This is a genomic window from Poriferisphaera sp. WC338, assembly GCF_050931845.1.
Lineage (GTDB): Bacteria > Planctomycetota > Phycisphaerae > Phycisphaerales > Phycisphaeraceae > Poriferisphaera.
The window spans coordinates 132,262-154,717 of the sequence record NZ_CP194516.1 but is presented as its reverse complement, the minus strand read 5'-3'; the positions used below and the strand labels follow the sequence as shown (position 1 = coordinate 154,717).

The window sequence follows — 22,456 nt, the reverse complement described above, 5'->3', positions numbered from 1 at the left end:
TTTATTAAACAGTACCTTGCCGTTCGCCTGTCGCCTTGGTCACACAATCAAATCGCCATTTTTAATGGATACCATCACCATGCTGCTTACAAAAGAGTATGTCCATGATATTTTTCATCGCCTTGAACACAGCGACACCGATGCGTTCTTTCAACATATCCACGAGAATGTGGAATGGACCGTCATGGGTGCTCATACTTTCGCCGGCACTTACCAAGGGCGAGATTCCTTCCGCAATGGCAACTACGTCCCACTTAACAAAGATCTCCGTGATGGCGCCATCATCCATGTCAATCACATATTTATTGATGACGACACCGCCATCGTCGAATTCCGCAGCCTCCCCACCGACTACAAAAACAAAACCGTCGCCAACACCTATTGCTGGGTCCTCACCTTTGACCAAGATCACCTGATCACCAAAGTTCGTGCCTACGTTGACCCCGCCCTCATGCACAAGATGCTTGTGGATTCATGCAACTAACCGCACTTAGCTTACAAGCCATTCCCCTATTAAACTATCCTCCATGGCCACCCCGCACTATCGTTATAAAAACCTCACCTCAGATGCCAATCCGCGCATCAAAACTCTGCTCAAATACCGCGATAAACCCCGCGCCCGACGCAAAGACAACCTCATCATCGCCGAAGGATCACGTGAAGTCACCCGCGCTCTCGCAGCAAACCTTATCCCATATGAACTCTACCTATCCCCAGATCTACTTATAAAAAACTCCGCAGCTCAAGATGCAGCCAACCGCTTCATTGAACATCTCAATCAATACAACCTTGCCACACCCACTTATCACCTGCCCGCCAATCTCTTCAACAAAATCGCCCTTGTTAACAATCCCCAAGGCATCCTCGCTCTCTTCCATACACCTAATTACCAGTTAGACAACCTTCGTCCCCTTATCCAAAATAACCCACAGCAAATCCGAATCCTCATCGCCTCGCAAATCGAAAAACCCGGCAACCTTGGCGCACTCATCCGCACCGCCGCATCTGCTGGCTACACCGCCGTCCTTGCATCAACAACCCCTGACTACCCCGTCGACATTTACCATCCCAACTGCATCCGCAATTCAACCGCAGCTGTTTTCAGCCTCCCCACCATTGCAGCTCCCGAACAAGATATCCAATCCTTCCTCACCGAAAACAACATCCGCATCCTCGCCGCAGCCCCCCCCTGTTCGTCAAGTGTACCTTCCACTTTCATTCCTGAACCAATGCACAACGATGAACCAACAGCCATACCTACAACACAACCTTCCGAGAGCAACCCCACAGATTCCACCCGTGGGGTTTCTTCACCGCATACACACGCCAGCTATCCATCCCCCTTCGCCCTCGTCATCGGCTCTGAAGACCGCGGCCTGCCTAACTCATGGTTAGACCTTGCCGACACCCCACCCAACACTCGCATCCACATCCCCAATCACTCCACCATCGTCGATTCCCTCAATGCCTCCGCTGCTGCCGCAGTCCTTATCTATGAATCCATCCGCACTTCTCCTCCCTGTCCGTAACATCCCACTTCCAATCCCGCCGTTGGCACGACACCTAACGAACAATCAATCTCATCCTCCACTAAGCCCGCAGGTTCTACCCGTGGAGTTTTTCTCTTCACAAACACTCACCTTCCCCGCCCTCATGCCTTCCTCCCCAAAACACGCTAAAATCTCCATTTCAGAACAATATCCAAAGCTTGGTAACATTAACACCAAACGCTTTAAGTCGTTTCACAGGACCTAGATAGATATGACTACCAACACCGCCGCCAACATCAAAGCCCGCCTCATGGTCGGCATGGAAATCCACGTCGAGCTCGCAACACGCTCCAAAATGTGGACCAGTGCCCCCAATGTCGCGCACCCCGATTACTTTGACGCCGAGCCCAACACCCTCCTCGACCCCGTCGTCATCGGCATGCCCGGCACCCTCCCCGTCATGAACAAAGAAGCCGTCGAAATGTCCATGCGTGTCGGCCTAGCACTCGGCTGCGAAATCGCCCGCAAATGTAAATGGGACCGCAAATCATACTACTACCCCGACCTCCCAAAGAACTACCAGATCTCCCAGTACGACCAACCCCTCGTCGGCGAAGGCACCATCGAACTCCCGCTCACCGATGATCCCAACGGCCCAACCAAAACCATCCGCATCCTCCGTGCTCACCTCGAAGAAGACGCCGGCAAACTTGCACACGAGGCCCCCGGCGGCCGCGCCATCGACCACTCCATCGTTGACCTCAACCGTGCTGGCACCCCTCTTCTCGAAATTGTCACCGAACCCGACTTCGCCTCCGCCGATGAAGCCGTCCGCTTCGGCCAAGTCCTCCGAGACATCTGCCGTCACCTCGGCGTCTCCGAAGGCATCATGCAAAAAGGCCACATGCGCTTCGAACCAAACATCAACGTCATCATCGAAAAAGACGGCCAAACATACAAAACGCCCATCGTTGAAATCAAAAATCTCAACTCCTTCCGTGCCGTCCATGGCGCCATCACGCACGAATACGATCGCCAAATTGAAGAATGGCTAAGCACCGGCGTCGTCATGGGCAAGCGCGCCAAATCAACACGCGGCTGGGACGACGTCAACATGGTCACTGTCATGCAACGTCAAAAAGAAGACGCAGACGAGTACCGATACTTCCCAGACCCCGACCTTGTCGACCTCATCGTCGATCAAGATTGGCATGACCGCGTCGCAAAATCCATCCCCGAACTCCCACTCGTAAAACTCCGACGCTACCGCGGTGAATTCGGCCTTTCCGAAAAAGACGCCAACGCTCTCGTCGATGAACCCGCAACAACTTCCTTCTACGAAGCAGCACTCGCACTTGGCATGGACCCCAAACGCGCCGCAACCATGCTCCTCAACTACGGCCTCAAACGCGCCAACGAATCATCTTGCCGCATCGACCAACTCGGCATCACACCCGAACAACTCAAAGACATTGATGCCCTGCAAGCTGGTGACAAAATAGGCTCATCCGCCGCCGACACACTCTTTGGCCTCTGCTGCGACTCCGATGAAGCCGCAGAAAAACTCGCCAACGACAACGGCCTCGTCCAAGTCTCCGACACCGGCGCACTTGAAGGTTTCGTCGACGAAGTCCTCGCCAACGAACGCAACGCAAAAATCGTCGCCGACATCGAAGGCGGTAAAGACGCAGCCGTCGGCGCGCTGATCGGCCAAATCATGAAGCTCTCCAAAGGCCAAGCCAACCCCAAAATGATCCGCGAAATCATCATCAAAAAGGTCCGCGGCTAACCCCAGCCCCCGCACTCTCTCCCGGAAGTTAATACCTTTCAACACAACAACATTAAACGCAACAAACCCACGCATCACCGCGTGGGTTTTCTTTTCTAACACTCAAACACCAACTCATCAGCCAAACCATCCCACACTATGTCCCCGCTTCCACCTTCACCCCTGCCGTATCAAATGCAAGTGTAATCTCTTTAATCTTCGCATGATCCGTTCGGCACAACATCGCCATAACCATCGGCTCTGCGCCTTCTTTGCAATACTCAAAAAACACCGCACAACGATCATCTTCAACCGACTCAAATATCACCTCATACACAGCACGCTCTGGCAAACTTTTGCGTAACTGCACCATATATGATTCCGCAGACGTGCCGGAAAACAGCGGTCCATTAAACCGCAACTCTTCTGCAAGCAATCGCTCAATCGCCTTCGAATCTGCATGACAAAAAGCACGCAAAAAGGCATGTGTCAGTTGACGCGCTACAAATTCAGGAGGTGATGACATACACGTATTTTGCCAAACACCGCCGTCACTGAAAAGCATAAAAAACAGGCTCACCTCACATCAATCCCTTACGTACAAGCAGTGCAATGAATATCCCCACTTGTCCGCATCTCACGCACATCTATCCGATGATTAGATACCTTCTTGTATATCAGAAATATGTAATTCGCCGAGCCCCAAAGCATGCGTCATGTTCATCGCCATCCGCATTGCCATCTCATTAAACAACCGCGCATCACTCGGCTCAAAAATTTCTCCCGTCGTCTGATAGAACAAACCAAGCCAATCACGATACAAATTAGCCGACAAGTCTGGCAACCTCCGATGCACCGGGAGCGGCCTGCCCGCATACCGCCCCGTTCGCAAAATCGCTGACGACCAAAAGTCGCACATTTTCTTCAAATGTGGCTCCCAATCCGTAATCTGCTCATTAAAAATCGGGCCAAGTGTCTCATGATTCTGAATACGATCATAAAACGTATACACCAGCCGGCGAATCCCCGCCTCTGTCACTCCCACTGTCTCGCGCGCCCCACCAACACGCTCACTTAGTGGCAACGATACACTCCCACTCTCATCTTCTATCGGTAACCCCGATGGCAATGATTTCTCTTGTTCAGACATATCACCATCATAGCCGCTCTTAATATTACAAAGAAATCTCTCAACAAACCGCCGTAATAGAAGCAATACCGCCCATCCTGCCGCCTTTGTCACGTCACACGCAATTGAGGCCTTTCGGGGTTTGCACCACTCGCCACAGGAACATCCAAATGTTATGAAGAATCCATCCCGCTTATATCGAACACCTATACACATCAGAAGGGATATGCAGACAAAAAACGCTTTTATCAAACATCATTCTTGCAAATGTAATTGACGATGAGAACAACAGCGCAATGATCTTTTATGTGGAGCGACACGGTGCTTCACAAACTCTTGCTTCAGTATGAAACGCATCTGAAGCACGGGGCAAACAAACCAACAAGGGGACGATGCCCGAGTGGCCGTCCAATATACTAAACAGGGGCCCTTGCCATTCAGCGAGCGCCCCTATTTTTTTATGAGTAGTGCCCCGCCATTATTCAACCTCAGCAAACAATACAATCCAGTTCTTGCCATATTTTTTCGCACACTTCGGACAAGTGCGATAATTAAACAGTATCCGATTTACCTGTATCCCCTTCGCTTCAAGTTCATCCCTAAAATCCTTCGCCCATACATGCGCCTTCTGATACGGCCCCTCACATTCCTTCGTCACAAACTTCCCGCTAAATTTCGCTCGGCTTGCCTTCGCATGCAATGGGGGTGTCTCTACTCCCTCATCCTCCTCCAATTCAATATACACATCTGAATACCAATTCGATTTCTCATCTGATAGCACCAACATCTGATTTTGCCACAATCCCGCATCTATCAGCGGTCGCCCACTCCGCTTCATCACTGCACTAAAATTAAGTGGGATATGAAACAAACATCGCACACGATCTTTTACAAAAACCTTTTCATTCCACTCCAACACCTGATCTGCCAATGATCCCACCACATACTCCGGACAACATACTGCTTCATTAGGCATGACTTACCCCTTCAATCATGAATAGGCGCATAACAGTAACCAGTATTATTCATCAACCCCACAAACATAACAAAAGTACAAATGCGACATCTCCAATGCCAGATTATCATTCACCTACCAAATCAATCATTCTTTACTTCAATGCTTCCTTCTCATTCAGTAGTTGTTGCAGCGCTACATAGATCAATGACTCACGTTCATACTTGGCGATGTCTGCAATCTCCACATCCATCTTCACCGGCCGCTCCGTCATCACACCCGATGGGCTAGACCAAAAACTCGTCGGTGTCGTCAATACCAATCCTGAGTTTGGCAGAATCGCTGGCGCAAGTTCTGTAAAACGCGCCGCAGGCGTTGCTGGCGACACACCAATGACCAATCCAAGATCATTGTCCTTTACAATCGCTGCAAGATCAGACCCCGTATCACGCGTGAGATGATCTGTGATCACCACAATTTCGCCCTTGTACTTGTTCGGGATCGGCGAAATGTTTCGGAAGTGTCCCGCATAATTACCATACTTCGATTTTGCCTTCGGATCGCCAATCCAATGCAACCGGAAGTAATGTTTCAGTCCTAAAAATGCTGGGATTTTGTTTCGCTTATTTTTGTACGCAATCAAATTCTTCTCGTACGTCTTCGTATAACGCTGCTCTTTACGTCCCGACTTAAACGGCCGTAGCGCGATCTGCTGCAATAATATTTCCGAAAAAGCTGGATTTCCCCCCGTATGTCCCCGTACATCCAAAATGATCATTGTCGTACCATCATCCTCAATCTGCTGCTGCAACGTCTTTAATGTTTTATCAAACATACCTCTCAGATTTGTTGCAAACGATGGCAACTCAAGCAATGCCACCTTCCCGCCATGATGAAACGATAGCGGAAACGCTGCACCAGGTTCTGGAATCTCTGGCGTTGGAAGTGTCCGACGAACCGTTGCATTCTCCTTCACAGGTTGCGACATCGCGATCGGTGGGATCGATGTTTCATAAACCGCACCAGCCGCATCGCGCGCTTTGATCAAATAAGAATCCGCTGGCCCGGAAAGCTGCCAATGCAATCGATAGAAACTCTCAGCCGCTGTGATGTTACGTATCAAATCCGTCGAGCCCGGCACATAAACGCGCAACGTGTTAAGCCAATCCTCCGCCGCGATATCATTAATCGCAAGCACAGCGTCACCGACCCTGATCCGTGATTTCAACCGTGGGTTGATCGCAGCTACCACAAACGTTCCATCAGCCTTGTATGTAAAGTGCAAAGGGAAAATAGGCTGCCGCTCACCGTGAGCATACTGAGTAAAATCAGGATTGGACGGAATGGCGGTCGCTCGATCACCATACTCCGCCACCAACTGCTTGAGCGTGAGATTGAAATCTTTTCTTGAAATCATTGGCGGGATCGATTGCCGATACACCATAATCGCCTGTCGCAAATCTTCTTTCTGCTGCGCATGATATGGATCGAAATGTGTCTCTGCAATGGTTTTGGTCAAAACCGACATGTCTTCTAGCGCTTGCTCACGGGTCAGTACCGTCAGGTTTTGCGAATGCGAACAGCCAGCCAATGTGATGCCTGACAGTAAAATCAGTACTAACTTATGGAAATTGTTCATCATGATTGATGCCCGAAGCAAGTGATTGAAGGTGACACGAATAACACCCCCAGTGTAACCCATTTCCCTCCAAAAAGGGCAATCAACCGCCACCGCACCGCTGCCTCACAACGCCATCACGCATTCGCATACCGCACCAGCCGCATTACCCGATAGTTTAAATATAAAAAGTACAGCATCACCGGCATCACAAAAACCCCACACGTCATCATCGCCACCAACTCCTCTTCAATACGCAACGCACCAATCTGGAGATTCACTCTGAAAAAATTCGTTAATATTGGTTTACTCGACTCCACCAAAACCCACATCACCACCACTACCACCGGCATGGTCATCCACATCAACGCTCCCATCATATACGCACTAACCTTCCCCGCCACATACGCCATATGCTGCCTGCCAAACACACGGAAAGTTATCGCAAATAGCATCCCCACCATCAAATAAAATCCATACACCACCATCGGTGTAAACACACCTGTAATCACATTCAACTCAAACAACTCACTGAAAAATCGCTCATAATTGAACACCGCATGATTTATCCCCGCAATGGAATGATAATCTGTGTAGCTATGCGCCCGCAGATAAAACGTATCAATCAAAAACAACCCATTCACCGCCACAAGCGATATCAACAGCCCATGCAGCATCACCACAAACATAAACCGATGATGGTGCAGCGAAGGATCGCTCGCCCGAAGCTCATGCGCAAACCGCCACGGTGACCGCATCACCATCAGCGACGTCTTCACATACAACGACACCAATTGCACCGGCCATCGCCAACTTGCTTCACAAAAAATCGGATCGACCCGATGCACCGGTGGGATCGATTCCTCAACCTCACGACCACACTCCGCGCAACGTTTTCCCCAACCATCCCCCCCACTACCATGCTCTGCATCGCGATTCGTCAACGCGCCATCCTTACCCCTCGCCGCTTCGACCACACCCTTTACAGATACAACCTCATTCATACCTTGTTTTACCGGGAAAATCTGATAGCCACACCCCTCACATTGCGCCGGCCACTTTGACATCGCTCCCACCTCCTCCCCTCGCCCTACGCGCAACAACAAAAACACCGGCACCAATCCCACCGCACTCAACATCGCCATCTCAACATACTGCCAATAACGTACAACAAGCGGCTCCGCTGCCGCATGCATCTGCTGAGCAATCTCTCGCTGCTGCCGATATTCTCGCCGCTCCTGTGATAACACATCAATCTGCTTTTGAAATTCTGTCATCTTCTCTGCGGTTAATGCTCCCGCCTTCGCCATCTTGTTATGTAACTCTTGCTGTCGCTCACCAAGTCCTGGCTTCTGCCACGGATGCGTTTTACTCCATCCCTGCCAATGCTCCCGCGACGCCCGCCCCATGTATCCGCTCATTACCGAGATGCTCACCACCAGCACCAGCAGACACGGCAATAACATCGCCACACGCTTCACCGCCGCACCCCATACCGCTAAAAATTTCTCCCCCGGCCCCGCCAACCGCACCACCAATAACAACGACAACCCAGCCACACTCGCCGCCACCACAAGCATCATCAACCACAACGGCCACCCCGGCAGATTTAGATCCACAACCATATTCACAAACAACAAATCACAAAGCTTCTTCAGCTCATTCCACGCAAACCCCACCACCGAACCCTTCTCCGCCGTGTACTTCCATATCACTCGATCCAACAAGATCGCCGCAAAAAAACCCACCGTCGTCACACTCACAGTCAACAACCCCAGCACCTTGTACGACACAAAATGTGCCCGACGTGCCGCCCATATTGGCCGAGCAAAACTCAACACCAACAACAACCACACCGACCGCGGCCACCGTACCGCCGCTTCCGGCTCATAAAACGCTCGCCCCTCAGGATCATCCGTCCGCCGCCGCTTCTCCTCTTTACCCTCGACAGATATCACCGCATTATCATCACGCATCTCAGCCGAATCCTCTCGCTATGAAGGTACAACATTTAGACGCACCCAACACCAGAATATTTCATCTTTTTCCCAACAGCGAGAACAACCATCATCCCCACGGAATAGGCGGACCCCGCTCCGGATTGATATGATGTAACATCCCTTGCAGCGGTGCAGGAGGATACTTCAAAGAAATCGACAATTGATTTTAGAACAGGAACTCAGCGCGATGAGCGAGGTGATCGTGGATAAAGTTTTTTTGGAACAGGTAAAGACAGGTGTGGTAGACAAAGAAACCTTTGCTTCGGTAGAGCTTACTGAAGCCGGCTTAAAATGTGCCGCGCGCGATATCGAGGAAGCATGGTATGAGGTCCGCACCGATGACAGCGCCATCACTGTCGGGCTGTATACCAAAGACCGTTGGCTCAGCGAAAGCATCGAAGCCGACCTCATGCACTCCGGCGACAAGATGGAAGAACTGCTGGAAGAAGAACTTGTGGAGCTCGCCGCAGCGAAGACGATCTACAGCATTGATCATTTCCGTGACGACCAAATGTGTTATGTCTTTGTAAGTCAAGCCGACTCTAATGCACCCCCCGCCGAAATCGCTACACTCTTGCGCGGGTTTGAAGCCTGCTTCCGCCAACTCGGAGACATGGAAGGCGAAGAAGATTAATCCCTCCCACCCCGGCATTCCTTGCCACGCCTCGGAAAAATACTGAGGAGAAAAAGGGATCGCGTCCGCGTCCCCAAACCGTACCAGATCAACATGATGTGAAATTCATTGATCTGCTCGTTGAAAATTGCGGTGTGGGTGATACTCTAAGTGTGTGATCTTGCTGCATACATGGACGTTCGCATGTAACACCGGAGGCTGGCGCCGAAAAGCCAGTACATGTCTGACACGTCGTTCAGATGATGTTGGGGAAGGATGCAGCAGACGATACGCCAGCCTGTGTAATGTGAGGTCCTGAGAGTCAATCGCCTGCAAGCTTGTAGACGAGGGCAATCGTAATGCACAACAGGCAAGATGGAGCAGCGACGATGCGAGTACTCATGTTAGGCTGGGAATTTCCCCCCTTTATCTCAGGCGGCCTGGGAACGGCTTGCTACGGCCTAACCAAAGCCCTCGGCGCCGAAGGCTGTGAGATCACCTTCGTCCTCCCCAAACAAGTCGACGGCGAACTCACCAGCCACGTCAACTTGCTCTCCCCTCAAGATCGACCCACCGGCTCAAGCCCACGTACACCCGGCGAAGTTGCCAGCACATTCAAATACGAACAAGAACTCCCCGCTGAAACCAAAACTGAAGCCTTCGCACATGTCGAGTTCAAAGCAGTCCCCGCCAAAGTCCCCAGCGTCTACCAAGGCCACAACATCGGTATTGGTTCTCCCGAACAAACAAGAACCGAAAACGCAAAAATTTGGGAACAGCAACGCGAAGGTGTTCCAGAAGCTGGCGGCGAAGCCATCCGCACCAACCCCCGGCCCGGTGCTGTTCACAAATCGCCACAACAAGCAGATTCATTTGGCACCAACGGCGAAGTTCAATCCTTCGAGCCCGGCTCTGACGTCGAATACTCCGGCGACCTGCTCGGTGCCGCCAAACGATACGCCGGACTCTGCCGCGACCTCGCTCGCACCGGCAACTACGACATCATCCATGGACACGACTGGCTCACCTACCCTGCAGGCGCGCAAGTCGCACAGCTGCTCGGCATCCCCTTCATCGCCCATGTCCACTCCACCGAGTTCGATCGTGCCGGTGAAAACATCAACGAGACCATCTACGCCATCGAGCGTGATGGCGTGCAGGCCGCCACATGCGTCATCGCTGTTTCTCATCTCACCAAATCGATCCTCATTAACCGCTACAACGTCCCCGCAGAAAAAATCCACGTTGTTTACAACGGCGTCGACAACGGTGTCGTCACACCACTCCAAACGGAACGCCCCAAGACCATCGCCAAAGACGATCGCATTGTCCTCTTCCTCGGCCGCATCACCATGCAAAAAGGTCCCGAGTACTTCGTCGAGGCTGCCAAAAAAGTCCTCAGTAAGCGGGACAATGTAAAATTCATCATGGCCGGTAGTGGTGACAAAATGCGCGAAGTCATCAGCCTCGCAGCTAAAGAAGGCATCGCTAACAAGATTCTCTTCACTGGCTTCCTTCGCGGTGACGATGTCCAAAAAGTCTATCAACTCGCCGACGTCTACGTCATGCCCTCTGTCTCCGAGCCTTTCGGCATTGCTGCACTCGAAGCCATGCGGCAAGATGTTCCCGTCATCGTCTCCAAAACTGCCGGCGTCGCCGAAGTAGTTAACCACGCACTCAAAGTCGACTTCTGGGACACCAAACAAATCGCCGACCGCATCCTCGCCGTGCTCAACCACCCCGTGCTTGCCGCCGAACTCCGCAAACGTGCCGAGATCGATGTCCGTAAACTCACTTGGGACGACGCAGCCCGTAAGTGTGCCCACGTCTACGACACCGCCCGCCAAAGCGTCATGGTATGATATGATCCATGATGACGACGAAGTTCACACCATCCCATCGCTTTCTCATACTTTTCCTCGCTGCATTATTTGTCTTCGCCCTAACCGCCTGTCGTGATCGTGGCCCTGGCGCACAAGCCAAAGGCACCGCCATCAAGATCTCTCGCGCAGCATTTAACATTGGTAAACCAGACAAATATCAAAAGCCCGGCGTCTACGATCAATACCTCAAATCCAAAAATGTTTTCATTGTCTCCAATGAGCACGGCATGGTCGTCGTCCTTGCCGCACGCTGCCCTAAAGAAAATGCCAAGCTCTTTTTTGATGACGTCCCTCGCAAATTCAAATGCCCTAAGTGCGCCTCCCGCTTCACGGAAAACGGCTTGAAAGTCAAAGGCGTCATCAGCCCCACCTCCATGGCCCGTTGCCGCGTTGATCTCATCGACGGCTCACTCGTTGTCCGGCCCAGCCGTATGTTCCTGCACGAAAACAAAAGAAACACGTGGTCAAGTCCCTTCTCCATGTATGTCTTTGGCGACGATGAAGAACAATCACCTGTCGGGAATAAAACCGCCACCGTCAGAGATTATCGTGATGACGGCCGCGAACGCATGATCACCGAACGCGGTTCCGGCAAAGGCATCCTAGGCAACAAAAAATAGTACATACCATAAAGCCCACTCACTCCGTGGGTGGAGTCTCAAGCCAAAACGAATCATCACCATGCCTGCAAAACAAGGGACCATCCGCCAACTCAAGATCCCCCTGCCTGCAGGCTTCAAACTCCAAAGCGCAGTCTGCTTCTATGGCTTCTTCGTCCTCGCACCCAATCATTGGTTGCCTGATAAAAATACACTACTCAGGCCACTCCGCATTGGCGGCGAAATTATACAAACAACCGTCACGCAGCAACGCCGTACACTTATCATCGATCTCGCACCAGCCATCAATCCCGCCGATCAAGATATTGTCTATGCGCAAGTTAGACGTATGCTCCGGCTGGACGAATCCTTCAGCACTTGGTGGGACATCCACCCCCAAGCCAAAACCCGCCGCTTCGGCCCCATGTTTCGCTCCCCTACCCTGTTTGAAGATATCATAAAAACCTTTACAACTTGCAATGTTACTTGGCCGAACACCAAACGCATGAATGAGCTTCTGGTCAAACACATTGGCGGTGGCGCATTCCCAACACCCGAACAACTCGCCGCCGTCACCGAAGGGGAACTTAAAGCCATGGCCAAGGTCGGCTACCGCGCCCAGCGCATGATCAAACTCGCTGAAGACACACTCAGCGGCACACTCAATCTACACACCCTCGAATACGGCGATCTCCCTCCTGATGAACTCTTCAAACAACTGCGATCCATTCACGGCCTCGGCCCCTACGGCGCATCTAATCTTTGCCAGCTACTCGGGTCATACCAACGCATCCCCATCGACACCGAAACTCACCGACATTTCTGCCAGAAAATGAATCTAAAACGTGCCAAAGATTCAAAGCAGATCAAAAAGCTCGATGCCAAAATTGAAAAGCACTACGCCCGCTGGGCGCCTTACCAATTCCTCGCCTACTGGTTCGATCTCTGGCTCGGCTACGAAGACCACCTCGATAAACCCAGCGAAGATTGGGCCCACGAAGAAACCTCCGTCTTTACCGCCAGTGAAATGAAATGACAACCACGCAAGGGTCATGCTATGAAACAAAATACATCCCTAATCGCTGATTAGATACCTACGATGGAAATACCCAGCCTATCTGCCGTCTGAATTACCTCGGGCTTATCCGCCAGAATGACCTTCCCAGCTGCCACCACCACACACACACCGCCAGCCTTTTGAATATTTTCAATCGTTTTCACCCCGATCGTCGGCACATCAAACCGCATGTCCTTCTGCGCATCCGGCCCCTTTAGCAACAACCAATTGCCTGACTTACAGATCGCTCCCGCACGGCTGATCATTCTGTCCGTCCCCTCCATCGCCTCCACCGCAATCACTTCTCGATCCTTTACTGCAATCGCCTGCCCAATCTCCAACTCGTTCATCCGCATCAAGATCGGCCATGCAAATTCAATGTCCGCCTGCTGCTTCAAACTCGGCTGCTTGTCGGTCATACAACCGGGATCGGCCATGTGTTCGGGGATGTATTCGGTCGAATCAATCATGGTAATACCACAAGCCTCCATTTCATTCGCCACACCCGCAAGCAGCGTTTGCGAACGGTGGTCGTGCCGAAGCACTTTATACCATAGTTTAGCCGCCCGAAGGTCCGGCATCTGACGAAAGATCGCCATCGGATCATACATGCGCGACTTACGAACCCGGCCGATCATCACAGCCTCATCCGCACCAAACTTCCGCAGCCTCCGGCACCACTGCCCAATCCGAATCAAACCTACCGGCGCAAAGAAATCGCAGTAATCTGGCAACGCAGAATCATACTGACCCGCAAGTCCAACACATGCCACCTTCCGCCCAGCTGCGCGCATCCCCTGCGCTTCAAGGATTGGCATACGGCCTTGCCCTGCGATCAGCCCAACTGGCGGCAAATTTTCGGATGATTGATCCTCTGACATGCGATCATGATAAGGGATACGGGGTAACAGATGTCAAGTGAGGGTTGACGCGAAGAAAACCATATAACACGTCCTACTGATAGAGTTGCATCACGATAAACGAGATCACCACCGTCATTGGACAAAGCAGCCAAGCGGTCAGCGCAAGCGGCCAACGAAAGCGAGTTTTACTCCTGATAAGTGATAACTTAAAGCGGCACCAGAGAAATACAAACACGGCATTGATAAGAAAAAACAGAGTATACAGCATGGTTAATTTGTACGGATGACCAGGCTGATAACCATTGCCGACGATCGCCAAGAAAAAAATTCCAAGGAAAAGAATGGGGAATCCTGCCGATGCAGAAAGACCAATGAGCCCCGCAATGAACGCCCCCATTTTAGGCATTTTCAATGCTACTTGAAGCCTAAGTTTCTCCCCACACTCTGGACAAGTATCTGAGGTCAATTTATGGATGTTGTAATGGCAGGAAGGACAATAATCCTCCCACTGCGCAAGATAGGATGCGAGCATCTGCTGATCTGTTGCCCGTTGATTCTCAGACACGAACAGCTGGTCTGTCTCAGGTTGTATTAAGCTAGGCATCTCTGCTCCAATAGGTCGGTGCTCATTGTCACAGCATTGATCGTACCACGCAATGAAACAGCCGTCCTTATTCTATAACGGAATGGAACATGAGATGTTTCAAATGGCTGTAAAAAATAACCCGCCGCCGATGGTGACGGGTTTGTCCATTATTCTGATAAAAATGACGTCGTGTATGGCGATCAGGCAAGAGCGACGAGGACTTCAGTTACATTCTCCGGAGAGGCGAAATCAATCCAGTTATGATAAACCTCGCGAGCATGGTTGCCAGCCAGAGCGAGACTGTTCTCGGCGGCATAGGCGTAGATGCGCTCATAGGCATCATCGATTTTTTCCATCGTGCCGAGGTGCGTAGCGGACAGCGCTTTGAAAGCACGAAGTTCGCGGATTCTGAAATCGTTGGTGAAAGCGGCGTCTTGCGTTTGAGTAGATGGGTCAACCGGAACTGCAATGGTGTGCTTGAGCACATTGTCGTGGCTGGTGACATCACCATCGTAGGTGAAGATCACTGGGCCAACAGGCTCAAGGCCGCCAATAGCTAGGTTTTCGTGCAACATGGGTACTTTGATACCGGCAACTTCAGGGATATCAGGAATAGTGATCTCGTGGCTAACAGCAAGAACGGTGATGGCAGGAATGTCCTTGGCAATAATTTCGGTGGTGGCATCAGTCATAATTTTGCTCTAAGAATAGGGTAAGCAGGATCATATCTACAGACACATCGCACATAATAATACGACACATCCACTTCGCTGGCGCTGTAAATCAAACGCACACAAACTGTGTTTGGGCATATTGAATGAATCTTAGTAAGTTCTGATAACGCCAATGACGGTGCCTTGAATTTGCACCTTGTTAGCATCCATGATGAGAGGCTCGTAATTGTCATTCGCAGGTTGAAGTCGCACTTGGCCACCTTTTTCATGGTAGAGAAGTTTGAGGGTCGCTTCATCATTGTCGACGATAGCGACGACGGTTTCGCCGTTACGAGCAGTGTTGCGTTTTTGACAAACAACGAAATCACCATCACGGATCTGTTCGTCGATCATGGAATCGCCACGAACACGAAGAACGAAGGTCGCGTCGGAAGCACCGCTACTGACATTGAAGAGTTCTTCAAGGTCGAGATGCTCACGTTGTTCGACGGCTTCAATGGGGAATCCCGCGGCAATGGTGCCGACCAGAGGAAGGCGTGTGTTTTTAGATTCATCCGGCAGCTGCAAGTTCGGGGAGAGCTTCAAAGAGCGTGCCTTGTTGGCGTCGCGTTGGAGTGCTCCTTTTTTGATGAGTGCTTCGACGTGCTCGAAGACGGTGACTTTGGAGACGCCGAGTTCCTTGGCGAGTTCCTGCATCGTCGGGGAAAAGCCTCGGGTGAGCCGATAGTCCCTGATCCGTGTGAGAATGTTGAGTTGCTTGGGGGTGAGGTTCATGCGTGTTCTCCGTGTCGATATTGGATTGATCACGTCGGTTGTTTTGAGCAAGTCGCAGATGGTGCGGCTGCTCGACTAGGTCGCTTGAGACTGGCTCGGTTTCGATGATGGCGGACTGCATTTGGATAAGCTGATCGTGCAGGCCGGTCATCTGCTTGTACTGAGCTGTTAGCCAACCAGTAATCGCGGCAAAAATGGCGAGGTCAGCGGCAGGTCCAGCGACAGATTGATTGTACGTGCCGGGATTTTGCGGGGCTGAGGCATGCTCGAACGAATCGGCACGCTTTAGAATCCGGCTGACAGAAGCTGATGCGGGCTGCGAGCCAAGAGTAATATTATCTGGACCCTGACTTGTAGTCTGTGCGTTTCGACGTTTACGACGGCGAGACTGACTCCACTGTGCAAATGAGCCTGCAGAGTCTGTATCGCCTTGCGTGGCGGTTTGGCGTTTAAGTGCGGTGCCTTTGACGTTGTATTGGGTGGTGTAGTCGCCACCAGGGCCGAGCATGAGTAGTGGGGTAGCCATCGTGATTGTCTCTCCATCGTGGTGTGGTCTTTAGTTGCCTACAACATGTAGGGCGCGATCCACTTGCGATGGGGTGAGTATCGAAAGGCTGGGTTGCCCGGCTTGAATTAAATTTTCAATATCTGTTAGGTTAAAATTACCCGATCAACATCCGAACGTCAAGAGGGAATTGTAAGTTTTTTAGGTTAGAAGGGTTTAGGGAAATATTAGGGTGCCCACGATCGCTGCCAAGCTACAAAACCTTATCGGACAGACACTTGTTATCGGGCTATACAGGTAAGATCCACCACACTCCACGGTTTGCCTCGTAAGGAGTCTTTAAAAAAAGTTTGTAGCAGAATCCAGCAGGCAGGGGTATAAGAGAGGCGATTAGTCTGGGCCAGTTTTCATTCATCTTAGAGGCAGTACCATGGCGGATTTTCGGGATCAGGCAGCGACGGAAAGTTTATGGATATGCAGATCCCACCCGAACCGACAGCCGAGGGATTTGGGGATGTCATTATGCTTGCCAACAGGCAGTGAGAAACGAGCACACGTGCTGGACCAGTGCATGGTGCTTTTCTTTGTGGCCTTGACGATGATCGTGTTGGCGTTCTTTTGTTTTATTGGTGCAGGTTTGACATATGGCATGTCGGATGTCGGGATCAGCTGGGTGGTGCCGACGGCTTTTTTGTTACTTGCGATTGGGTTGCATCTGGTTGCCCGATACATCGCAGTCACCATCGGCGGATGGGGCATGATGCGGCGAATCGTAAAGATTGCACAAGATGAAAGTGATAGCTTCCTCACAGACTGCGACAACAAATCGATATTGATGGTGCATGTTGAGAATGCACAAACTTATGACAAACGGAAAATGCATCTTGAGGATGCTTGCTTACTCTCGCTGGAACCGGGTCGGATTGTGATGGAAGGCGCACGATACCGTTATGTGATCTATGCAAAGGACGTGCAAGCGATTAGTCAGATTACACACAAGAAAACCAAGCCAGCTTGCATCTCGTATCAGATTGGTGAAGTAACATTGGACTTATCGCTGCTAGAGCGCAAGCGGAAGAGTATCATCAAATTGATCCTGACGCATCGCGTCAAGCAATCTAGTGAAGACTTGGTTGCACGATTAAAAGAATCATTGCATCACAAACCGGCGGTGATGTCTTATACATAGTAATTTTTCCAACTAACAGGCCCGCACCGCTTAAAGCGGCAGAATCATGAATGATTTTCGGGATACCGCAGTTGCGGAAAGTTACAGATATGTAAAACGAAGCGCGGACAGCAGCTGGTGGATCTGGGCGAATAGCTGTGTTTGCCGAAAATCAATGATGAGCGGCAAAAAACTGTTTCGATAGTACGTTCAGGTTAATTCGATCAATATCATCACGGCACTTTTCATGCAGCTCTACATTGCGCCTGCTGTCTGTTCCGCTGTTTCTTTATTCGATGCCGAGTTTCTTTTGAATTTTCTCAAGGGGAATACCTTTGGTTTCGGGCATGATGAAGATAACCCAGAAGAGTTGAAGGACCATCATAAAGGCATAGAAGGCAAAAGCATATCCACCGGAAGCCTGAGCGATGATGGGGAAGGTCCAAGAGATAAGTGCAGCCATGAACCAATGGGTGAATGAGCCAAGTGATTGCCCGCGAGCACGGATGCGGTTGGGAAAAATTTCTGAGATAAAGACCCAGATAACAGCACCTTGGCCAAAGGCATGAGAAGCAATAAACAGGAAGAGTGCGACGAGGAGAATAGTGTCACCGGTGTCGGTGAAATGCATACCGTAGTAGAAGAAGGCCCATGTGATAACAGCGAGACTGATGATATATCCGGCAGAACCAATGAGCATGAGTTTACGCCGACCGATAAGATCGATGACGAGCATCGCAGCCATAGTCACGATGAGGTTGACTGCACCAATCGCAACGGATTGAAGAAGCGCAGTGTCATCACCAGCACCAGCGAGTTTAAAAATATAGGGTGCGTAGTAGAGGATGGCGTTGATGCCAGAGAGCTGATTGAACATAGCAATCGCAATAGCAAGCGAGATTGGGAAAGCATAACGGCGCTGAAAAAATCTTTCGCTGATGGAATGATGAACGGGGTCAATAGATTGAACAATGGTTTGGATTTCTTGATCGATGTCTTGTGAATGGGTGCCGAGACGAGCGAGAACATGCTCGGCATGACCGAAGTGCTGGTTAGCAATAAGCCATCTAGGAGAGCGTGGTACATAGAAGAGGAATACAAAGAAAAACGCCGCGGGGATCGCTTCAATGCCAAGCATGATGCGCCAGTTATTGAGGCTGAGATCAACGATATTAATGATGTAGTTTGACAGGAAGGCAGCAAGGATACCGAGAACGATGTTGAATTGCGTAAGCGCAACAAAACGACCACGATATTTGGCTGGGGAAATTTCGGCAATATACATAGGCGAGATAACGGAAGCACCGCCAACACCAATACCACCAATGAAGCGAAAGACGAGGAAAGATGTCCAATTCCATGCTAGCGCAGATCCGATAGCAGAAACGAGATAAAGAATCGCAAGCAAAAATAGCATATTGCGACGACCGTAGATATCAGCAGGCTTGCCGAGTGACATTGCGCCGATGATGGTACCTATGAGCGCAATAGCAACGGTAAAACCTAAAGAAAAATCGCCGAGTGAGAAAACTTGTTGTAGATCGTTGAGCGTACCGGAGATAACAGCGGTATCAAAACCGAAGAGGAATCCGCCAAGGGCTGCAACAAGCGCGCAAGTGAAGACGTAGGTAATATTTTTATTGGATCGATTCATCAATCAGTCGGCTAGCTCTGGCGCAAAACCGCGGCGCGCTGTGTTTTCGGTGCAGACACGAGGAACAGTAAACTGACGGAGATATTGCGAACCACCTGCTTTTTCACCAACACCGGAGAGGCCGAAGCCGCCAAAGGGTTGACGGGCAACAAGTGCGCCAGTAATAGGGCGATTGAGATAGAGGTTGCCGACACGGAATTGTTGGCGAGCTAACTGAAGGTTAGAGGGTTTGCGAGAATAGATACCGCCGGTAAGCTTAAAGGGGGTACTGTTGGCAATATCGATAGCATGCTGAAAATTGTCAGCATGGATAATAGAAAGGACGGGGCCGAAGATCTCGTCGTTAGCAAGTGTATGATCCGGCTGTATGTCGGTGAAAATATGCGGACCAATGATAGGCTTACCAATTTTTGCGGCAATGTTTGGAGGGGCGCACATATTCAAAGCAAGTGTACCTTCAGCTTTACCGGTGTGGATATAGTGATTGATCTTGTTTGCGGCAGCTTGATCGATGACGGGGCCAACATCCGTGGCTGGGCTAGCGGGGTCACCGACGATAAGTGCGCGAGTCGCATCTAGTAGCCGGTTTGTGAACGTATCGTAAATATCGTTAAGTACAATACAACGTGAGCATGCAGAACATTTTTGGCCGGCAAATGAAAACGCTGCATTACGGACACCAATGACAGCTTGATCAAGGTCCGCGGAATCATCAATGATGATGGCGTTCTTACCTCCCATCTCACAGACAACACGTTTGACGAAGCGCTGGTGCGGTGGGGTTTGTGCCGCAGCGGCAATGATGTCGAGACCGACTTCCTTAGAGCCAGTAAAGGCGATGGTGGTGATGTCAGGATGGCGAACAAGCGCGGCACCGATAGTTTCACCAAGACCCGGTGCAAAGTGTAAAACATCCTTAGGGACAGCAGATTCATAGAGAATATCAACGAGCTTTTTGGCGATGTAAGAGGTCTGCTCAGCAGGCTTGAGAATCACAGGGTTACCAGTGACAAGTGCAGCGAAGGTCATACCTGCAGTAATAGCGAGCGGAAAATTCCATGGAGAAATAACCGCAGTGAGACCGCGAGGTTCAAGCCAAGCTTGATTATGCTCGCCGGGCGGGGAAAGTAGATCTTTGTGTGGAGTGAGATCAATCGCAGCCCGAGCATAGAAGCGGGCGAAGTCGATCGCTTCACAAACATCCGCATCGGCTTCACGCCAAGTCTTACCGGCTTCACGGATGATGATGGCAGCAAGTGTGTCGCGGTCTTGATCCATGAGGTCGGCGGCACGTAGCAAACAGGCAGCCCGCTCATAGACCGCGGTATTTTGCCATCCTATGAAAGATTGATTGGCAGCATCGATCATGGGCTCAAGATCAACAGGCTCAATGAATGATACATCAGGAATTTGATTGTAAATACGGATCGCGGTTTCAAATGCGTCACGGTGCTCGGCAATGGTGAAGTCACGCATAGGATGATTTTCAAAATCTTCGTATGGCACATCGAGTTGCGCAAACTGTGGGCGCGACTTCTTGGCAGTAGCCACAATCGCACCAACAGGACGTTCGGGTGACGGCGGCTGATGATCAGGAAACTGTGGACGGATCATGTTGTTTTGCCTTTCAATATGGGATGCAGCGGACGATCTGGGTCATGCGGCGAGGCGAGTAATTGCTCGTCGGATTGATTCTTGAGATGAGCGGGGTGTAGCCATGATTGATTCGAGGTATTTTCGAGCAACCGTCGAACGAGGTAGGCCATACCAGGAAGGAAGGCGCCGACGGGAACATATTCGCGGAGGCGGAGGCCGTAGTTTTGGATAGCGGTTTTGAGGGGAGAAGCCATACCGTAGAGCATTTGCAGTTCAATGGCAGACTCAGGGATGGCTTGAGCTTCAGCGAGCGCAAGCACCGTAGCAATCGATCGGATGTTATGTGTGCCGAGCGCGAGATTAATCCCGGGTTGCTTTGGATGTACGGGGATAGAAGCGACAATCATTGCCGCAGCACGTTCAAAACTGGCATCCGCATCTGATTTTTTCGTATAAACAGGGATTGGCCAATTCATCTGCCGAGCATGGACCACTTCGTGATCCCAGTAGGCACCTTTAACAAGGCGAATCGTAAACTGCTTTTTATGCTTTTGCGCGAAATCGATGAGGGATTGGATATCTTCCTCTGCAGAACAAAGGTACGCTTGGATAGCTATTCCTGCAGGAAAATCTAATCGCATAATAGATTGCTTAAAGAGTTCTATCGTAAGATTTTTAAGCTCGTAGTGCTCCATGTCGAAGTTGATAAAAACATTGTGTTCTTCAGCACATTGGAGGATCGGATCGATTGCTTTTTGAAGCGAAACAAGTGAGCCGTCAAAATCGATCGGATCAACATGTGGATGCAGTGATGAGATTTTGATCGAGAGATTCGCTCGTGGGATTGGGCCGAGATGATTGGATTCCAGTCGTGGGTCTGAGTGCCAATTTTGGATCTGCTCAGCGATAACGGGAATGATATCCAAGTATTGTTGTTGATAGGATTGTGTTTCCTTGTCGGTGATACATTGCTCACCAAGAAGATCAATACTAAAAGCAATGCCACGATTCCAATTTTTTTCAAGTGTTGGTAAGGCACTTAAAGGGGATTCACCTGCAATAAAGCGCTGAGCCATATATTGAATCTGCTTGCGCGTAGCGGCAGCAAGTGCAGGACGAGCGAGACGAGAGGCTTTGAGTGCAATGTAGATAGTCTTGGGTAGTTTTACTTCAGGTTGTGTAAGAAAATCGTTCAGATAACTGTAAACTTGCTCAGAACTATTGAGGGAAGGGAGTGTATCGATGAAACGAAAGAGCTGAGTTTTGAAACCGTGATTATTCATCGCCCAACAAAGGAGCTTGTCCGCGGGATCAAAACGTTTGTATGGTTCATGTGTGCGCATTGCACGCAGCATACGAACACCAATTTGATAGATCCGCTCTTCAAGTGGGCCAGACATGGCGGGTAATGCACGGTCCGCAAAGCGGTTCGGGTAAGGTGTTGCCGCCGATGTTGATGGATTGGATTTTTGTTCAACCAAACTATATCTCACGCATCATGTAGTGCATGATCCTGACATGCTT

General features: G+C 50.6%; 20 protein-coding genes. 8 read left to right on the top strand and 12 right to left on the bottom strand.

Translation table 11 applies throughout. The features are described 5' to 3' along the window. The first annotated feature begins 79 nt into the window (after window positions 1-79). From ACQ6WK_RS00645 to gatB, 3 genes are all read left to right on the top strand, one after another. Window positions 80-484, top strand: a complete 405-nt coding sequence (locus ACQ6WK_RS00645; RefSeq protein ID WP_432798809.1) for a nuclear transport factor 2 family protein — start codon at window positions 80-82, stop codon at window positions 482-484. Between the two features lie 43 nt (window positions 485-527). Further along, window positions 528-1,529 carry a TrmH family RNA methyltransferase gene (locus tag ACQ6WK_RS00640; protein WP_432798808.1) on the top strand — a complete coding sequence of 334 codons (1,002 nt, stop codon included), beginning with the start codon at window positions 528-530 and terminating at the stop codon, window positions 1,527-1,529. Between the two features lie 232 nt (window positions 1,530-1,761). Beyond that, on the top strand, window positions 1,762-3,279 hold the full coding sequence (gene gatB, locus ACQ6WK_RS00635; RefSeq protein WP_432798807.1) for an Asp-tRNA(Asn)/Glu-tRNA(Gln) amidotransferase subunit GatB: 1,518 nt from the start codon (window positions 1,762-1,764) through the stop codon (window positions 3,277-3,279). Window positions 3,280-3,415: 136 nt separating this feature from the next. On the opposite strand, the gene ACQ6WK_RS00630 is transcribed toward gatB, so the two are convergent. The 5 genes from ACQ6WK_RS00630 to ACQ6WK_RS00610 form a co-directional block, all read right to left on the bottom strand. Continuing rightward, the gene (locus ACQ6WK_RS00630; RefSeq protein ID WP_432798806.1) at window positions 3,416-3,784 is read right to left on the bottom strand and encodes a hypothetical protein; all 369 of its coding nucleotides are present in this window, start codon (window positions 3,782-3,784) and stop codon (window positions 3,416-3,418) included. Window positions 3,785-3,916: 132 nt separating this feature from the next. Beyond that, the gene (locus ACQ6WK_RS00625) at window positions 3,917-4,408 is read right to left on the bottom strand and encodes a group III truncated hemoglobin (RefSeq protein ID WP_432798805.1); all 492 of its coding nucleotides are present in this window, start codon (window positions 4,406-4,408) and stop codon (window positions 3,917-3,919) included. Between the two features lie 457 nt (window positions 4,409-4,865). Further along, entirely contained in the window at window positions 4,866-5,363 is a 498-nt protein-coding gene (locus ACQ6WK_RS00620; protein WP_432798804.1) for a hydrolase, read from the bottom strand. A 133-nt stretch (window positions 5,364-5,496) separates the two neighbouring features. After that, window positions 5,497-6,984, bottom strand: coding sequence for a S41 family peptidase (locus ACQ6WK_RS00615; RefSeq protein ID WP_432798803.1), 1,488 nt, complete (start codon window positions 6,982-6,984; stop codon window positions 5,497-5,499). Window positions 6,985-7,097: 113 nt separating this feature from the next. Further along, window positions 7,098-8,936, bottom strand: coding sequence for a hypothetical protein (locus tag ACQ6WK_RS00610; RefSeq protein ID WP_432798802.1), 1,839 nt, complete (start codon window positions 8,934-8,936; stop codon window positions 7,098-7,100). A 211-nt stretch (window positions 8,937-9,147) separates the two neighbouring features. On the opposite strand from ACQ6WK_RS00610, the gene ACQ6WK_RS00605 reads away from it, so the two are divergent. The 4 genes from ACQ6WK_RS00605 (at window position 9,148) to ACQ6WK_RS00590 (ending at window position 13,091) form a co-directional block, all read left to right on the top strand. Further along, the gene (locus ACQ6WK_RS00605) at window positions 9,148-9,594 is read left to right on the top strand and encodes a hypothetical protein (protein WP_432798801.1); all 447 of its coding nucleotides are present in this window, start codon (window positions 9,148-9,150) and stop codon (window positions 9,592-9,594) included. A 368-nt stretch (window positions 9,595-9,962) separates the two neighbouring features. Further along, window positions 9,963-11,435: a glycosyltransferase gene (locus ACQ6WK_RS00600; RefSeq protein WP_432798800.1), complete on the top strand. Its 1,473-nt coding sequence runs from the start codon at window positions 9,963-9,965 to the stop codon at window positions 11,433-11,435. An 8-nt stretch (window positions 11,436-11,443) separates the two neighbouring features. Beyond that, the gene (locus ACQ6WK_RS00595; protein ID WP_432798799.1) at window positions 11,444-12,076 is read left to right on the top strand and encodes a hypothetical protein; all 633 of its coding nucleotides are present in this window, start codon (window positions 11,444-11,446) and stop codon (window positions 12,074-12,076) included. A gap of 61 nt (window positions 12,077-12,137) precedes the next feature. Beyond that, complete coding sequence (locus tag ACQ6WK_RS00590) at window positions 12,138-13,091, top strand: hypothetical protein (RefSeq protein WP_432798798.1); 954 nt, start codon at window positions 12,138-12,140, stop codon at window positions 13,089-13,091. Window positions 13,092-13,141: 50 nt separating this feature from the next. On the opposite strand, the gene ACQ6WK_RS00585 is transcribed toward ACQ6WK_RS00590, so the two are convergent. The 4 genes from ACQ6WK_RS00585 to lexA form a co-directional block, all read right to left on the bottom strand. Beyond that, window positions 13,142-13,993 (bottom strand): LpxI family protein, encoded by an 852-nt coding sequence (locus tag ACQ6WK_RS00585; protein WP_432798797.1) that lies wholly within the window; start codon window positions 13,991-13,993, stop codon window positions 13,142-13,144. Between the two features lie 73 nt (window positions 13,994-14,066). Beyond that, window positions 14,067-14,540 carry a hypothetical protein gene (locus tag ACQ6WK_RS00580; protein WP_432798796.1) on the bottom strand — a complete coding sequence of 158 codons (474 nt, stop codon included), beginning with the start codon at window positions 14,538-14,540 and terminating at the stop codon, window positions 14,067-14,069. Window positions 14,541-14,761: 221 nt separating this feature from the next. Beyond that, entirely contained in the window at window positions 14,762-15,253 is a 492-nt protein-coding gene (locus ACQ6WK_RS00575) for a GyrI-like domain-containing protein (protein ID WP_432798795.1), read from the bottom strand. 132 nt (window positions 15,254-15,385) lie between these two features. Beyond that, the gene (gene lexA, locus ACQ6WK_RS00570; RefSeq protein WP_432798794.1) at window positions 15,386-16,009 is read right to left on the bottom strand and encodes a transcriptional repressor LexA; all 624 of its coding nucleotides are present in this window, start codon (window positions 16,007-16,009) and stop codon (window positions 15,386-15,388) included. A 1,019-nt stretch (window positions 16,010-17,028) separates the two neighbouring features. Between lexA and ACQ6WK_RS00565 the strand changes: the two genes are divergently transcribed. Further along, window positions 17,029-17,703: a hypothetical protein gene (locus tag ACQ6WK_RS00565; RefSeq protein WP_432798793.1), complete on the top strand. Its 675-nt coding sequence runs from the start codon at window positions 17,029-17,031 to the stop codon at window positions 17,701-17,703. A gap of 268 nt (window positions 17,704-17,971) precedes the next feature. Here the strand turns inward: ACQ6WK_RS00565 and ACQ6WK_RS00560 are convergent, their stop codons facing one another. Genes ACQ6WK_RS00560 through ACQ6WK_RS00550 form a run of 3 tightly spaced genes read right to left on the bottom strand, consistent with a single transcriptional unit; the run spans window position 17,972 to window position 22,413 of the window. Next, window positions 17,972-19,336 carry a sugar porter family MFS transporter gene (locus ACQ6WK_RS00560; RefSeq protein ID WP_432798792.1) on the bottom strand — a complete coding sequence of 455 codons (1,365 nt, stop codon included), beginning with the start codon at window positions 19,334-19,336 and terminating at the stop codon, window positions 17,972-17,974. A gap of 3 nt (window positions 19,337-19,339) precedes the next feature. After that, on the bottom strand, window positions 19,340-20,950 hold the full coding sequence (locus ACQ6WK_RS00555; RefSeq protein ID WP_432798791.1) for an aldehyde dehydrogenase family protein: 1,611 nt from the start codon (window positions 20,948-20,950) through the stop codon (window positions 19,340-19,342). After that, window positions 20,947-22,413: a proline dehydrogenase family protein gene (locus ACQ6WK_RS00550; RefSeq protein WP_432798790.1), complete on the bottom strand. Its 1,467-nt coding sequence runs from the start codon at window positions 22,411-22,413 to the stop codon at window positions 20,947-20,949. The genes ACQ6WK_RS00555 and ACQ6WK_RS00550 overlap by 4 nt, the downstream gene beginning before the upstream one ends. Window positions 22,414-22,456 lie beyond the last annotated feature (43 nt).